Origin of the sequence: Nodosilinea sp. FACHB-141, assembly GCF_014696135.1 — a bacterium.
Classification (GTDB): domain Bacteria; phylum Cyanobacteriota; class Cyanobacteriia; order Phormidesmidales; family Phormidesmidaceae; genus Nodosilinea.
In genome coordinates this window covers 321706-337158 of sequence record NZ_JACJPP010000007.1, presented here as the reverse complement: position 1 = coordinate 337158, position 15453 = coordinate 321706, and the positions used below count along the sequence as shown (strand labels likewise).

Genomic DNA, 15453 nt, shown 5'->3' with positions numbered 1-15453 from the left:
AGACAATATGGGTAAAGTAGTTGGAATCGACCTAGGCACCACTAACTCTGTGGTTGCCGTCATGGAAGGGGGAAAGCCCACTGTTATCGCTAACGCCGAAGGCTTTCGCACTACCCCCTCGGTCGTCGCCTACGCTAAGAACGGCGATCGCCTCGTTGGCCAAATCGCCAAGCGCCAAGCGGTCATGAACACCGAGAACACCTTTTACTCGGTCAAGCGCTTCATCGGTCGTCGCTTTGACGAAGTCACCACCGAGTCAACCGAAGTCGCTTACAAAGTCATGAACGTAGGCAACAACGTCAAAATTGACTGCCCCCAAGCAGGCCAGCAATTTTCACCCGAAGAAATTTCGGCTCAAATTCTGCGCAAACTGGCCGACGATGCCGGTAAGTATTTGGGTGAAAAAGTCACCCAGGCCGTGATCACCGTGCCGGCCTACTTCAACGACTCTCAGCGCCAGGCCACCAAAGACGCCGGTAAAATCGCCGGTCTAGAGGTGCTGCGCATCATCAACGAGCCGACCGCCGCTTCGCTGGCCTACGGTCTCGATCGCAAGAGCAACGAAACCATCCTGGTCTTTGACCTTGGCGGTGGTACCTTCGACGTCTCCATTCTCGAAGTGGGCGACGGCGTGTTTGAAGTACTGGCTACATCTGGCGACACCCACCTGGGCGGCGACGACTTCGACAAGAAGATTGTTGACTACCTAGCCGGTGAGTTCCAAAAGATGGAAGGCATCGAGCTGCGCAAAGACAAGCAGGCCCTGCAGCGCCTGACTGAGGCCGCTGAAAAAGCCAAAATTGAGCTGTCGAGTGTAACTCAAGCCGAAATCAACCTGCCCTTTATCACCGCGACCCAGGATGGCCCCAAGCACCTGGAAATGACCCTCACCCGAGCCAAGTTCGAGGAGCTGTGCGCCGATCTGATCGATCGCTGCCGCATCCCCGTCGAGCAGGCTCTTAAGGATGCCAAGATTGCCAAGACCGCCATTGACGAAGTGGTGCTGGTGGGCGGTTCCACCCGCATTCCTGCCATCAAGGACGTAGTCAAGCGCACCCTCGACAAAGAGCCCAACGAAACCGTCAACCCTGACGAGGTCGTGGCCGTAGGTGCTGCTATTCAAGGTGGCGTGCTGGCTGGGGAAGTCAAAGACATCCTGCTGCTCGACGTCACTCCCCTGTCTCTCGGTGTGGAAACCCTAGGCGGTGTGATGACCAAACTCATCCCCCGCAACACCACCATTCCCACCAAGAAGTCGGAGGTGTTCTCCACCGCCCAAGATGGGCAAACCAACGTGGAGATCAAGGTGCTCCAGGGCGAGCGCGAAATGGCGAATGACAACAAGAGCCTGGGTACCTTCCAGCTCTCTGGCATTCCCCCTGCGCCCCGTGGCGTGCCCCAGATCGAGGTGATCTTTGACATTGACGCCAACGGCATTCTCAATGTCACCGCCAAAGACAAGGGCACCGGCAAAGAGCAGACCATCACCATCTCGGGTGCCTCAAGGCTGGATGAGTCTGAGATCGAGCGCATGGTCAAGGATGCCGAAGCCAACTCCGCCGCTGACAAAGAGCGCCGCGAGCGCATCGACCTCAAGAACCAGGCTGACTCACTCTCCTACCAGGCTGAGAAGCAGCTGGCTGATATGGGTGACAAAGTGCCCGCCGCTGATAAGGAAAAAGCCGAGGAGCAGATCAAGGCGCTTAGAACCGCCATTGAAGCCGAGGACTTTGACACCATCAAAACCCTTACGGGCGAACTGCAACAGACCCTCTATGGCATCAGCACCAACCTATATCAACAGGCCGGTGGCGATGCGGCTGGCGCAACCCCTGGCCCCGACGCTACCCCTGGCGATAGCTCCGGTGGCGATGATGTGATCGATGCCGAGTTCTCTGAACCGGGCTCGAACTAACCGGGCACCCTGCCCTAGCCCACAGCCTTGCTTCGGCTAGCTAAAAGGTGGAGAGCGATCGCTCTCCACCTTTTTTTGCTTTAAACCAGCGCACTTTAGAGCTTTGTAGGCAATCAGAAATATCGCCCTGAAACGACAATGACTACAGCAGCAGTTCTAAAGAAACTCCCACGCGGCTGTCTTGGCCAAAACGGGAGTTTTGCCGCTGAAAATCAGTGCCTAGCCTTAGCTGACGGGTCACGGCATAGCCGATCGCCAGGCTCGTAATTCCCACTTCCTCCCCGGTGCCGGGTGCCACCCATCGCTGGCTCAGGGCCAAGTCGGCCCCACCGCCCCGCGACGGCACCAGCATCAGGCGCAGGCCCACATCGAGCCCATCGGTTTGGTAGGCCGGGGTGCTGAGGGAGCGATAGCCCACCGTAGGCGCAAGGTTGAAATAGCCACCTAGAGGCAGCAGATAATAACGCGCCTCACCCCCGTAAGATTCGCGCTGGCTATTCCAGCTGCGGCTGTAGTCAACACTGGCGGCGAGGCCTGTGCCCGGCACAAAAACATCTTCTACCGCTACCCCAAAGCCGCCAACCTGGCCAGTAGAGGGAAACTGGGCGTAGCCGACCCGCAGTCTAGTGCGAAAGCTGGGCCGATGACGAATCTCGTTGGCCACATCGGGCACATCCTCCAGCCAGCGCTGGAGCGTCGGGCTGCCTTCAATCACAGCCGGGTCGAGGTCAAGGGGAGGGGCCGCTACCTCGGGCTCAAGGGCTAGAGTCTCTGGGATAGCACTAACCGTTGGCAGCGTTGCCTCAAAGGAAACCGTACAAGATTCTACAAACTCGACGGTTTCAGGGCAGATGGCCAAGCCAGAGGCTGTCGAGTTGTAGGGAGTTTCAAGGCTAGGCGTTGCGGGCGCGACCTCTTCAGCGACATTGGCTCGCTCCTCAAGGGCCATGGCGCTCTGCCCAACCCCAAGCACTGCTAGACAGCCCCCCAGTTGCAACAGTCGAATTGTTGTTGACACCACTTGGCGGCTCCTAGCTCACACAATAAATCCTATGCATCTTACCGCCTTCGTCCAGCTACACTGCTACCCGGTGGACAGGCAAAAAAAGCGGCCTCACTCAAAGAGCAAAACCGCTGGGGGAAACGAGGATAGCGTTCCGGTAAATGGCGAGTGTCCTCTAGCGCACCTGACCGCGGACGGCAATGGTGTCAATGGGCTTGAGGAAGTAAAGCTGCACCAGCTGCCAACCAATGGTGGCAATGTGGGGTAGCTTTTGCAGCAGCTGCACAGGCTTGGGCTGGTTAGAGGCCGAAACCTTAGCCAGTTTGTCGTTCGCTGCCGCTGCCACATCCAACCGCTTGAAGAAGCTGGGGTGGTTGACGTTTAGCGTCACCGGGAAGACGCGCCCAGCGGTTTCGTTGGTCTTCTCAATTACCTCAATGTCGTAATCGCGAGCATTGAGACCTAGGGAAGCGTAGAAGCCGCTGCGCTGAAGGTCGTTGAGGTACATGGTGGCAAACACCGACAGCAGGAAGAAGCGGCACCACAGCTTGGCCTTCCAGTCGTTGAGGATTTCGGGCTGAGCCTTCATCAGGGCCGAGAAGAAGTCGCCGTGGCGGTTTTCGTCTTGGCACCAGTTCTCAAAAAAGCGGAAGATGGGGTAAATCTCGTTCTCAGGGTGAGACTCGAGGTGGCGGAAGATGGTGATATAGCGCCAGTAGCCAATCTTCTCGGATAGGTAGGTGGCGTAGAAGATGAACTTGGGCTTAAAGAAGGTGTAGTCTTTGCTCTTGGTCAAAAAGCCCAGGTCTAACTGTAGGTTGAAGTCAGACATGGCCTTGTTGAGAAAGCCCGCGTGGCGCGCTTCATCGCGCGACATCAGCTCAAAGCACTCAGCCAGCACAGGGTTTTTGCCCTTGAGGCGGCGGCCCAGTTCTTTATAGAGCAAAAAGCCCGAGAATTCAGCGGTGCAGGAGCGCTCTAGAAATTCCACAAACATTTGCCGGGTCTCGCCACTGATCGAGTCCCAGGACTTGTCAAAGACATCACTGCGCACGAAGTGGTGGCGGTTGTAGTCAGCCCGAAACTCTTCGAGGATGGCGAGTAGCTCGTCTTCGTTGACCGAGATGTCCATGGCGGCCATCTCGTCAAAGTCGGTGGTGTAAAACCGAGGGGTGAGAATGGTGTCTTTGGCGGGAGACTTTACCCCTGGGCGAATCTCTTGAAATTCAGGCTTTTTAAGGGAATCTACCATGAGTCCTTCAATGGCGCGGTGAACGTGGGCCGGTCTATCTCCCGGCAGCGATGCTAGGGGAAGCAGTCGTTGAAACTCTAGATGCTCTGGACTAATCACATCCTGAGAGCAGAGACTGTCCAACGAATCGCTAAATGTCAGTGTATCAGGGCTTTCAGGACAGTCGGCAACGCTTTAAGTTTTGCAACAAAACCTTTCGGTAAATAACGCCAGCGGGAAAGCCTTTCGTGCAAATTCGTTAAGGGGCAGGGTTTCTGGCGCGGCGTCTGGGCAAGCTGATAGCCAGAGCTGACAGTCATTGACGGGAGAGCAGTATGGCGATCGCAGGCATTATCTTCATTATCGCTGGGGCCGTTCTCGGGTGGGTGCAAAAACGTCAGCAGGGCCGCTGTCGCCAGCTCAAACTGGCTCGTGCCTGTCAGGCAACCGACCTAGAGGCCGCGGCTACTGCCGTCTCAAAAGAAATTGGCGGCGGCGACTGGCGCGACTATGTGTGGCTGTGGGGCACCATCAAAACGACTACACCCCTCACCTCAGAATTTAAGGCAGTTCCCTGCGTGTGCTACAGCAGCACCGTAGTGCGCGAGTACGAAGAAACCGTGCGCCAGAAAGACAGTGACGGCAAAGTCACTACCAGCACTCAGCGGGGCTCAGAAACCATCAGCGAGCACAGTCAGCGCATTCCCTTCGACCTGGTAGATCCATCGGGGCAGGTGCGAGTGGATCCTGAAGAGGCCAAGATCGAGCCAGTGGAAGTGCTAGACGAATTTCGGCCGGGCAACCCGGCGGGGGGCATGCTCTCCTTTGGCCCGTTTTCGCTAGCGCTGGGGGAAGACAGTATCAGCGGCCCCCGCCGCACCTTGGGCTACCGCTATCGAGAGACCGTTTTGCCGCTCGATCGCCCTCTGCTAGTGGTGGGGATGGCGAGCGATCGCACCGGCACCATCGTCATTGAAAAACCCGCCCAGGACTACCAACCCTACATCATCACGCTGAAATCCCACGAGGCCATTACTAAGAGCGTTGATCAAAGTGCCAAAATCGCTTTCTGGTCGATGGTGGGGTGCTTTGGGGTGGGGGTAGTGCTGCTATTGGCGGCGATCGTGGGGTGAACTTCTTCGAGAGCGATGATGCGGTACTGCGCTGGGTTGAATAGCTCAGTTGTCTTTGCCGTCAACCAATACCCAACACCGGCAATAAGGGCGCTATTCCCTAGGAACGCGTGGCTTAGCGACGCCTGCCCTGAATTGGTTCATCTTCTGGAATGCCTTGTTCCAGCTTGTATTGAGTGATTAGCTGGTTCATCTTGTAGCGCATCTTGAGGTGAGTTTCGACCCCTTCGTAGGTGTAGCGGTCGAAGCCGCCTTGGTCGATCAGCTGCTTGAGATAGCTGACGCGATCGCCTGGATTGGGGTGCGAGGCAAACCAGGTCACGCCCTGGTTGCCGAACTCGTTTTCGAGGGTAATCATCAGATTGTGCAGCCCGTCAGCGGCGTAGCGGCTGGTGGCTAGCAGCTTAGTACCCAAAATGTCTGACTGGCGCTCCATGTCGCGGGAGTAGCTCGACACCACCAGCCCAGCAGCGATGTTGGCCACCTCAGGAATGGGAATAAACGAGGCTAGGCTAGCGGTAAGGTTGCCCTGGGTCACCATCTGAAAACTGTGGGAAAGCACCGCGTGGGCCAGTTCATGGCCGACCAAACCAGCCAGTTCGGCTTCGGAGTGGCTTTTGGTGATCGCTCCAGCATTCAAGAAAATTTTGCCGCCGGGCAGGGCAAAGGCGTTGAGGCTGTCATCCATGATGACCTCAAACGTATAGTCAAACTCGTCGCGGCCGGCCAGGGCGGCTAGCCGCTGGCCCATGTCATTCACGTAGGCGCGAATCTCAGGATCATCGACAATGGGCAGCTGTCGCTTCACCTGCTCGGCCACCTGATTGCCCAAACCGCTTTCGCCCTGCATGAGCAAAATGCCAGAATTGAGCGCGCTAAATGGCCCCAGCAGCCCTCCGGTGAGAATGTATCCGGCCGCCCCAGTGACAATATTTGATATCAAATTGCGGGTCAGGGTTTGGTTCGTCTCGCCGCGAAAGCGATCGAGGTTCTGCCGGGCCAGGGTGCTCATGGCTTCGGCTTCGGGGTGCTCGGGGTTGAGAACAGCGAACTGGTTGGCGGTAATGGCAGCTTCAATCCACTGTTCGCGGGCCATCTGCACCTCGGCCTGAGCCTTGAGCAACTCGGGATTGTAGGGATAGCGAGCGATCGCCTCATCCAGCACCCGAGCCGCCTCGTCGGCCCGGTCGTTTTGCACGAGGTAGCTGGCGTAGAGGGCCTGACCCGGCAAAAACTCGGGGTAGTTTTTCACCAGCAGTTCTAAGGGCACCAGCACTCGATTGGGGAATTCGGACTCGGCCCCGGCTTGGGCCTCGCGCCAGTAGACCTGCCCAGCCGGAGGTAGCTCAGCGGGGTCGGTGAGGGGGGCGATCGCCAGCTCTGACCCTGGTTCTGCCAGCCATTCTGGGTCTTTGGCCGCCCGGTAGAGGAGTTCAGCATCGGCGAGATTGCCGGCCTGGTAGAGGCGATCGGCCTCGATCAAGATCTCGCTGCGCTTGGCCACCTCGGGCGAAAGGCCAGACAGCAGCAGCGCCCGGCCCACGGTTGAATCGGCATCAATATCTGTGGCCGCTGGGATAGCCTCAGAGCCAGCCCCAGGAATCTCGGGAATATCGGGTTCCTTAGGCGGCAGCTTTAGAGTGCCGTCGGGCTGCTCTGGAAATGGAGTAGGCAGCGTATTTTCGGGCCGTGCGACCGGATCCACAGGCAGCGCATCCTCGGCGTTGGCCAACACCGTTGCCGCTGGCGCCGCCGCTCGGGTAGGCTCTGCCGCAAACCCTGGAATCCCCTGGCTCAGCAGCACTGCCCCTAAAAAACTGGCCAGTAATGCCGTCACAAACCGCTGCGATCGCCCCATGACATCTCCCTAAAGCTGATTTCTCTACAACAAGTGGGGCCATGCTCCCTGCGTGATGGGTAGGACAAGACCCAGGGCTGTGCCTGCATGGCGCTATCCCTGCAACCCGGTTCCTGCCTGACACCTATTTATTCTGGACTTATTCTGAGCCAATGCTTTGCCAAGCCAGAATCTGTGCTCCTATAATTTTGTTAAATAAATGTAACGGCGGAGCCCATGACCTTAGACACGATTCAACCCTGGCTCAACTTTGTTCACCCCATAACCATGTGGCTGCTGCTGGCGATTACCCTCTACGCCCTTTACCTGGGAGTTCAGTCGCGTCGCACCCGCCTGGGCGATGCCGAAACCCGCAAAGAGTTGATCAAAGGCAAGTTTGCCCTCAAGCACCACAAGGTCGGCTCTCTGCTGCTGGCCTGGATGGTGATGGGCACCGTGGGTGGCATGGGGGCTACCTACTTAGAGGCCGGCAAGCTGTTTGTGGGGCCTCACCTGTTAGCAGGCCTGGGTATGGCAACCCTGATTGCTATCTCTGCCGCCCTAGTGCCGTTTATGCAGAAGGGTAGTGAGACGGCTCGTCTCACCCACATCACCCTCAACATGGTGCTAGTCGGGCTATTTAGCTGGCAAGCCTTTACTGGCATGAAAATCGTGCAGCGGCTGCTGACTGACCTTCAGGCCTCAGCCGGATCCTAGTCCGCAGGGTGACCTAGGCAAGTTATAAGCAATCAATTCTCCAGCGATCGCAGCTCAAAAGAGACCCCTAGGCTGCGATCGCTTTGTGTTGCCGGTTAAACCATCCCCAGGTCTAGCCTAGGCCCGGCCATCGTAGACACCGCCGCCCGATTACCGGCCCCAGTTCGACCAGAAGTGGTGGCCCCGGTAGCTCTCGGGCAGGGGCAGGTTGTGGCTGTGGTGAAAGTCGTCTTGCACCTTGCGGGTGAGGCGCTTAGAGACCTGGCGCACCACCTGGTTAAGCAGGCGATCGCCCGAAGATTTAAGCAGCGATCGCGGCACCGAGTTGAGCAGGCGTGGCATGTGAATCTTGACCGCTAGGCTCAGATCCCAATCAACCTGAGTGAGATTGGTGGCGGGAGGGGTGGCATTAGGGCCATCCTGCAAGCGCATCACCGCATGAAAATCGACGTCGTAGCCGGGAGGCACGTACCCCGGCACCGGAATCGTATCAATGCGGTAGACCTGATGGTCGAGGGGCGACAAATAGAGACCTACTTTAGGCTCTACTTCATAGCCCAGCACCGAGAAGCGCCCTACCACCAGTCCATAGCCGTGGTCTGAGAGCGCCTCTACCTGCATTGGGTGAGCGCAGCGGGTAAACCACCCCCGGTGGCTGTTGAGGTAGCGACCAACGGTGTCGCTATCGGCGGCCATGTCCATTTTGCCAGCGTAGTACCCCTCTAACAGCAGAGCCCCGTCTAGGGGTACCTGAGCATGGGGGGCTTGGCCGACCGCATGGTCAGCGGTGGTCGGGGAAATTTGGTCGTTGACCACCGCTTCCTCAACGCCAACCTCCTCATCCCCCGGCAAGGGCGAGGCGTTGGAGTTTTGGGCAGATGGCATAAATTCAAGAGTCACTGTGCAACCACTTGCTTAAACGACATCAGACAATGTAATTGAGCCAAAGGTTGCGTCCCAGGCTTAACCCATCGTAAGGCTTTAGTATCTCAAGTGTGTCCCTCAGAACTGTCACGCCTATCACGGTTTCATGTAACCAGCCCTAGGGTTGGTTTCTTTTCACATCACCTTTCGTAAAATTGGGCCAGTTCTACAACTATCGGGGAAGTAGCTGTGAAAGCATTTGTTGCCGGGGCGACTGGAGCCACAGGTTCAAAAATTGTGAACCAGCTCGTGAGTCGCGGCGTGCCCGTAGTGGCCTTTGTGCGCGATGCCGCCGCTGCCCGAGACAAGCTACCCATTGAGGTCACCCTGATGGAGGGCAGCGTCAGCGATAAGGAGAGCATTCGCAAAGCGATCGCAGGCTGCACCGTACTGCTATCTGCTACCGGCGCTCGCCCCGGCTTTGACCCTACTGGCCCCTACCAGGTTGACTACGAAGGCAACAAAAATCTGATCGATGTGGCCAAAGAAACCGGCATCGAGCACTTTGTCATGGTGTCGTCGCTCTGCGCCTCCCGCTTCTTCCACCCCCTCAATTTGTTCTTTCTCATTCTTTACTGGAAGCATCAGGCTGAGGCCTACCTGCAGGCCAGCGGTCTCACCTACACCATCGTTCGCCCCGGCGGCCTCAAGGACGACGACACCGACACCCGCCCCCTAGTTATGGCCTCGGCAGACACGCTGTCTGAGGGCAGCGTGCCCCGGTCAAAGGTAGCTGAGGTCTGTGTAGAAGCACTGTATCAGCCTCAGTCACGCAACAAAATTGTGGAAATTGTTGCCCAAGACAATGCCAATCCTCAGCCCTACGAAGCCATGTTTGCCGGGGTAGCGTAGGCCTGGTGTGATCAAATCAATCTCGAACAGTCAGCTACACGGGCGTTTTTGAAACCTCACTCAACCTCAACCACGCCCTGTACTCTCTGTGTATTAGCTCGTCAAATGCAAGCCTTTGCTGTGCAAGCTCTGTTCTATCTGTTGCATATCTTGTAAGCTTTTTCCCGTGGCAATGCCATAGATTTCGGTATAGATTTTTCCATACTTCACCTTTTCTAGCGCCGACAAGATAAGAAAATCTTTGCGCTCTAGCTCTGACTTTAGTGTGAGCAAAATTGAATCAAGCGTTCCTTCCATCCGATAATCGCTCGAATATTTTGCGATCGCTTTACCATGCTTCAACAACAAATGGCGCTGAAGACAAAGCGGTGTGGAACCGTTAATGCGAAAGTTAGCGTCGATCGCATAAAGTTTTCCATCCCTATCTTCCAGAACATCAAAACCAATAATACCGAAATATCCTTGCTGATAGGCATACTCTCCGATCGCCGAAATCATTGGAAAGAATTTGCTCATATCATTTGTGTAATCGACTAACCCACCTAAATAATTTCCTTCGGAACTTACTAGCTGCTGTGTCACACCAATTAGAGTAATCTTTCCAGCTTTATTAACATAGAGCTGCACACAATAGTTACCAACTTCATGCTTAACAAATTCTGAAACAATAATGGTTTCTAATAGATTGATCCTCATATACTTCTTGAGTTCTTCCAAGCAGTAGTTAAGATCGCTATTGCTGCGAATGATATAAGTACCCTCGCCCGAAAGACCATGCGATGTCTTAATTAGGTAGGGGTACTCTGATGGAAGTTGAATTTGATTTAGATCAACCTGACTTAAATCGTAGGTTTGGTAAATTGGGCAGAGCACTCCTAACTTGGCGAGGGTGGCTTTGCTCAACAAACGATAGTGCGTATCGGGGTTGACGGCATGTTTCTCGGGCAGTAATCGATCGAACGGGAAAAGCGTAATCGCTTGACTGAGGTGGTTGCTCTGGTTGAAGTCATCTAAATATGTTGAGCAATCCATCATCTCTAGTTGTCGATCGCCAAAGCCAAAATGCTCTTGCCAATACCTCACTAAGAGGTTTTGCGGTGGGTTAATGACTACCCCAGGAAGCGTGTCTCCCAGTACAGCTAGATTTTTCCAAGGTTCTTTTTGGCAAATTTTGTCAAATGACGTTTTGGTAGCTTCACTGCTGCCGTCTTGCAGAAAATACTTCTGGACGTTAGGATAAGCTGCCCATTTTGCAGTTGCGGGATAATTTAAGATCAGGGCATAGGATTCATTTTCAATATCCTGGGCGAAGAGATCAGAAAAAGAATTGCCTTGGAAGAATTCAAAGTCAGTTTGAGAAAACATGGCAGTTTAAGCGATCGCAAATAATTATTCCTTTTGGGTAAAAACGGCTGGCTGCTGCAAAGCTTCAGTCATGTAGGCAACCGCCATATTGTCTGAGTTGTATGCCCACCCGATGCGTCCCTGGCTATCAAGCAAGATACAGCCTGCCTCACCTTTTACACGAGCTTTGAGGGTGTTGATCGCGTGTTGGGCTGCTTGGTCTGGATGAGTTTCTTCAGCTAAGGCATCGATTGCCGTCTTCGCAAGTACCACCGGAATAATTGATTCGCCATCCCCAGTAGTTGAGCAAGCTCCCAGTTGATTATCCGCATATAAACCAGCGCCAACTAAAGCAGAATCGCCCACACGTCCTTGGGATTGGCCAGTCGTACCACCTGTGGAAGTACCTGCAGCAAGATTGCCACTGCTGTCAAGTGCCACACAGCCCACAGTATTTGGACGATCTAAGACGTTAGCTTCTTCTTTCCATTCCTGATACTGTTCTTCGCTGACCAGGTCATCTTTATCACACACCTCTAGCCCGTGCTCGAGGGCAAATCGTTCACCACTTTCAGCCACTAGGAATCGAGGCTTGTCTTCCATAATCTTGCGGGCAACGGAGATGGGATGACGAACTCCCTGCACGGCTGCAACGGCTCCCCAATCTAACGTTGCTCCATCCATCATGGCGGCATCGTCTTCGACTTCGCCTTCACTATTCATGGTTGAACCGAAGCCGGCATTGAATGTTTGGTCAGACTCTAATACCTGAATAGCAGCTTCAACGGCTGCAGCTGCACTACCACCGCTACGAAGTATCTTCCACCCCGCCTCTACTGCTGCTCGACACCCAGCGTGATTTGCTTCCAGTTTGTCTTCTGAAATGGTTTTAGCTCCACCGTGAACAACGATAACTGGCTTAACCTGATTCATTTGTTCCTACTCATAATCTAGAGGAGAGAATGACTACGATCGCAGTGATGAAGCAATGACAAAATAATCGGTTTTGACCTGCAATTTGGCAGAGCAAGCGATCGCTCAAACTCTTTGCTTTACAGCATAAGGGTTACTTTTTCTAGAAGGCTCTATCTCAGGATTAATCGTACAAATGATTGATTAAGATTTTTCCAAATGACTCTGACTGAGTCTTTTCACGAAAGCCAAGATCGTACATAGCAGCTACAGTCCTTAACTGCTTAAGCTGCTTAGAATTATTCGCCGCCAATCACACAAAAGTACGCTCTTCTCTAAACCGTTCGACCCGAGCGATGACCCCACAGGACTCAAAGACTTCGAGACTGATCAGAGTCTTGCCTAAATTTTCATCAGCGGATTAGCCAAATGCCGTTAGGTTTTGTGGAATAGGCTCCTGCCTGTCCTGACCGAACGACCAAGAGGGCTATCCCACAAAACTACGAACACCCGTGAAGCAATCCTTTAGGCTCAAACTTTCCAGGTTTTGAAATATCCCTGGGAGCTGTAGCCATTCTCAACCTATTTGCTGCTCCATGTCGGCGATCTCTAGGCGGGTTTTGATCACCGTGTCTGGGTTGAGGCTGATGGAGTCGATGCCCTGCTCTACTAGGAAGCGGGCAAACTCGGGGTAGTCGCTGGGGCCCTGACCACAAATGCCAATTTTGCGGCCGTGCTCCTTAGCGGTTTGAATCGCCATCTTCACCATGCGCTTGACCCCGGTGCTGCGCTCGTCGAACAGATGGGCCACCAGGGCCGAGTCGCGATCGATCCCCAGGGTAAGCTGCGTGAGGTCGTTCGAGCCAATGGAAAAGCCATCGAACACCTGGCTGAACTCGTCAGCCAAGATTACGTTATTAGGCAGTTCGCACATCACGTAGACCTTCAGATCATTTTCGCCACGCACTAGGCCGTGTCGGGCCATTTCCTCAAGCACCCGGCGGCCCTCTTCGGGAGTGCGGCAGAAGGGTACCATCAAAATCACATTGGTGAGGCCCATATCATCGCGCACCCGCTTGAGGGCCTGGCACTCAAGGGCAAAACCGTCACGGTAGCGCTCGTCGTAGTAGCGAGAGGCACCGCGCCAGCCCAGCATTGGGTTTTCTTCGTCAGGTTCAAAGGTGCTGCCACCCAGCAGATGGGCGTACTCGTTGCTCTTAAAGTCGGACAGTCGCACCACCACCGGTTTGGGATAAAAGGCAGCAGCCAAGGTACCGACACCCTGGGCTAGCTTATCGGTGAAGTAATCGGGTTTGTGGTCGTAATGAGCCGTCAACTGCTGAATTTCACGCTTTTCAGAGCCGTTGGCGAGGCTGTCAAAGTTGAGCAGGGCCAGCGGGTGCACTTTAATGTGGTTGGCGATGATAAATTCCAGCCGAGCTAGGCCAACACCGTCGTTGGGCAGGGCGGCTAGGGTAAAGGCCTTCTCGGGGTTGCCTACGTTCATCATGATCTTGGTGCGGGTTTCGGGCAGGCTATCGAGCTTGGTAGTCTCGACCCTAAAGGGCAGCTCGCCTCGGTAGATCACCCCTTCTTCGCCCTCGGCGCAGGAGACAGTGACGAAGTCACCCATCTCGAGCATTTGAGTGGCGTTGTCGCAGCCGACGATCGCCGGAATACCCAGCTCTCGCGCAATGATGGCGGCGTGGCAGGTACGCCCGCCCTGGTCAGTGACGATCGCACTGGCCTGCTTCATAATCGGCTCCCAGTCGGGGTCGGTGCGAGCCGTGACCAGCACTTCCCCAGGGCGGAACTCGGCAATTTGGGACACCTCTAAAATCACGCAGGCCTCGCCCTGGCCAATCAGATCGCCTACGGCGCGCCCACGGGCCACCGGCTCCGCACCCTCGGGCACGTCGAGAATGTACGATCGCAGCTCATTCTGCGATTTCTGCGATTGCACCGTTTCAGGCCGGGCCTGCACGATAAACAGCTCCCCCGTATGGCCATCCTTGGCCCACTCAATATCCATGGGGCTGTGGACGCCGCGCAGTTGGCTGTAGTGCTCTTCGATAGTGCAGGCCCACTGGGCGAGCTGAAGAATGTCGTCTTCTTCGATGGCAAAACGCTCTTGGTCGGCCAGGGGCACCGGCTCGTTTTTGGTCAGCTCGGTGCCGGTAGTGTTATAGACCATGCGCAGGGCTTTGGTGCCCAAGCGCTTGCTGAGAATAGGTTTGTGGCCAGATTTGAGGGTGGGTTTAAACACCACATATTCGTCGGGGTTGACGGTGCCCTGCACCACATTTTCGCCCAGGCCGTAGGCGGCGGTCAGCAGCACCGCGTTTTGGAAGCCGGTCTCGGTATCGATGGAGAACATCACCCCCGAGGTGGCGAGATCGGAGCGCACCATGCGCTGAATGCACACCGATAGGGCCACATCGAAGTGGTCGAAGTGTTTGGTGGTGCGATAGGAAATGGCGCGATCGGTAAACAGCGAGGCGTAGCATTTCTTGCAGGCAATTAGCACTGCCTGGTCACCGTAGACGTTCAGGTAGGTCTCTTGCTGGCCCGCAAAGCTGGCGTCGGGCAAATCTTCGGCGGTGGCGCTAGAGCGCACAGCCACATCAACCTCAGTGTAGGCGTGGTCTTGCAGGCAGGACTCATCACCAAAGCAGAGGCTCTGCCCTGCCTCCTCACACATCTGGTGGTAAGCCGTGAGAATGGCAGCCTTCAGGTCGTCGGGGAAGGTGGCGTTGAGAATCAGCGATCGCGCCTTTCTGCCCCGTCGCCGCAGCTCGCTCACATCGTTCACGTCGAAACCGCCTAGCACCTGGCGCAGCTGAGCATCTAGCCCAGTTTTCTCAATGAAGTAGCGGTAGGCGTAGGAGGTGGTGGCAAACCCCGTTGGCACTCTCACGCCCTTGGGCGTGAGCTGCTGAATCATTTCTCCAAGGGAGGCATTTTTGCCGCCCACAAGGTGCACATCCTCTAGCCGTACCTGGTCGAGCCAGAGCACCAACTGTTGATCACGCTGCACCAAAGAATGCTGAACTACAGACGTAGCTACCATGTCGCCACCTCAAAGAAGTACTCGCAAAGGCTGTGCGACCGAAACGCTCCACTCGTAAGGACTGCTGAAATTTCTAAGTAGCTGGAGACCGGCGATTTTGCCCAGATCAGGCTTCGCCAACGCGCCGCACATCTCCATGCTAAAAATCTGGGGATCAGCCCACAACCTTATCTAACTTTTCGTGTCTCTAACGCAATAGATGTATACAACCTTGGCTGTAGAGCGGGTCAGGCAGACCATTGGCACCGCTGTTACAGTAATTCATACCCCCAGCCGCAGGTTAACCATGGACAGTCGCGAGCTTGCCCAATTTATCGAGGCTAGAGATGGCATCTCTAAACCCTGGCTGCTAGTGCTGCTGCGCTTGAAAAAGCTAGAAGAGCGCAAAGACACCACTCCCCCTGAACTCTACATGGAGGAGCTTCAAGCGCTGCACAAGGAGCTGATGGGCTTGGGAGAGTGGTGGGTTGGCAACGAAGACGAGCTTTTTAACCCCTAGGGGGGTCTAATTCGAC

12 protein-coding genes are annotated in these 15453 nt (G+C 55.3%); 5 read left to right on the top strand and 7 right to left on the bottom strand.

The features are described from left to right. The first annotated feature begins 7 nt into the window (after positions 1–7). Positions 8–1915 carry a molecular chaperone DnaK gene (gene dnaK, locus H6F59_RS04940; protein WP_190695916.1) on the top strand — a complete coding sequence of 636 codons (1908 nt, stop codon included), beginning with the start codon at positions 8–10 and terminating at the stop codon, positions 1913–1915. Between the two features lie 142 nt (positions 1916–2057). Here the strand turns inward: dnaK and H6F59_RS04935 are convergent, their stop codons facing one another. Together H6F59_RS04935 and acsF are read right to left on the bottom strand one after the other, a co-directional pair. Beyond that, positions 2058–2936, bottom strand: a complete 879-nt coding sequence (locus H6F59_RS04935; protein ID WP_313887115.1) for a hypothetical protein — start codon at positions 2934–2936, stop codon at positions 2058–2060. A gap of 157 nt (positions 2937–3093) precedes the next feature. Then, on the bottom strand, positions 3094–4170 hold the full coding sequence (acsF, locus tag H6F59_RS04930) for a magnesium-protoporphyrin IX monomethyl ester (oxidative) cyclase (protein WP_190522265.1): 1077 nt from the start codon (positions 4168–4170) through the stop codon (positions 3094–3096). A 314-nt stretch (positions 4171–4484) separates the two neighbouring features. On the opposite strand from acsF, the gene H6F59_RS04925 reads away from it, so the two are divergent. Further along, entirely contained in the window at positions 4485–5282 is a 798-nt protein-coding gene (locus tag H6F59_RS04925; protein ID WP_190695913.1) for an E3 ubiquitin ligase family protein, read from the top strand. A gap of 115 nt (positions 5283–5397) precedes the next feature. On the opposite strand, the gene H6F59_RS04920 is transcribed toward H6F59_RS04925, so the two are convergent. Further along, positions 5398–7140, bottom strand: a complete 1743-nt coding sequence (locus H6F59_RS04920; protein WP_190695910.1) for a M48 family metalloprotease — start codon at positions 7138–7140, stop codon at positions 5398–5400. 216 nt (positions 7141–7356) lie between these two features. Between H6F59_RS04920 and H6F59_RS04915 the strand changes: the two genes are divergently transcribed. Then, entirely contained in the window at positions 7357–7836 is a 480-nt protein-coding gene (locus H6F59_RS04915; RefSeq protein WP_190695907.1) for a DUF4079 domain-containing protein, read from the top strand. 150 nt (positions 7837–7986) lie between these two features. Here the strand turns inward: H6F59_RS04915 and H6F59_RS04910 are convergent, their stop codons facing one another. After that, positions 7987–8721, bottom strand: coding sequence for a DUF1997 domain-containing protein (locus H6F59_RS04910; protein WP_190522055.1), 735 nt, complete (start codon positions 8719–8721; stop codon positions 7987–7989). Between the two features lie 228 nt (positions 8722–8949). On the opposite strand from H6F59_RS04910, the gene H6F59_RS04905 reads away from it, so the two are divergent. Then, complete coding sequence (locus H6F59_RS04905) at positions 8950–9612, top strand: NAD(P)H-binding protein (RefSeq protein WP_190695903.1); 663 nt, start codon at positions 8950–8952, stop codon at positions 9610–9612. Between the two features lie 93 nt (positions 9613–9705). Here H6F59_RS04905 and H6F59_RS04900 read toward each other — a convergent pair whose 3' ends face one another. The 3 genes from H6F59_RS04900 to ppsA form a co-directional block, all read right to left on the bottom strand. Beyond that, positions 9706–10977 (bottom strand): ATP-grasp domain-containing protein, encoded by a 1272-nt coding sequence (locus H6F59_RS04900; RefSeq protein WP_190695901.1) that lies wholly within the window; start codon positions 10975–10977, stop codon positions 9706–9708. A 24-nt stretch (positions 10978–11001) separates the two neighbouring features. Continuing rightward, complete coding sequence (locus tag H6F59_RS04895; protein ID WP_190695898.1) at positions 11002–11889, bottom strand: isoaspartyl peptidase/L-asparaginase family protein; 888 nt, start codon at positions 11887–11889, stop codon at positions 11002–11004. Between the two features lie 556 nt (positions 11890–12445). Beyond that, positions 12446–14938 carry a phosphoenolpyruvate synthase gene (gene ppsA, locus H6F59_RS04890; RefSeq protein WP_190695895.1) on the bottom strand — a complete coding sequence of 831 codons (2493 nt, stop codon included), beginning with the start codon at positions 14936–14938 and terminating at the stop codon, positions 12446–12448. A gap of 286 nt (positions 14939–15224) precedes the next feature. Between ppsA and H6F59_RS04885 the strand changes: the two genes are divergently transcribed. Continuing rightward, positions 15225–15437 (top strand): hypothetical protein, encoded by a 213-nt coding sequence (locus H6F59_RS04885; RefSeq protein WP_190522262.1) that lies wholly within the window; start codon positions 15225–15227, stop codon positions 15435–15437. The last annotated feature ends 16 nt before the right edge of the window (positions 15438–15453 follow it).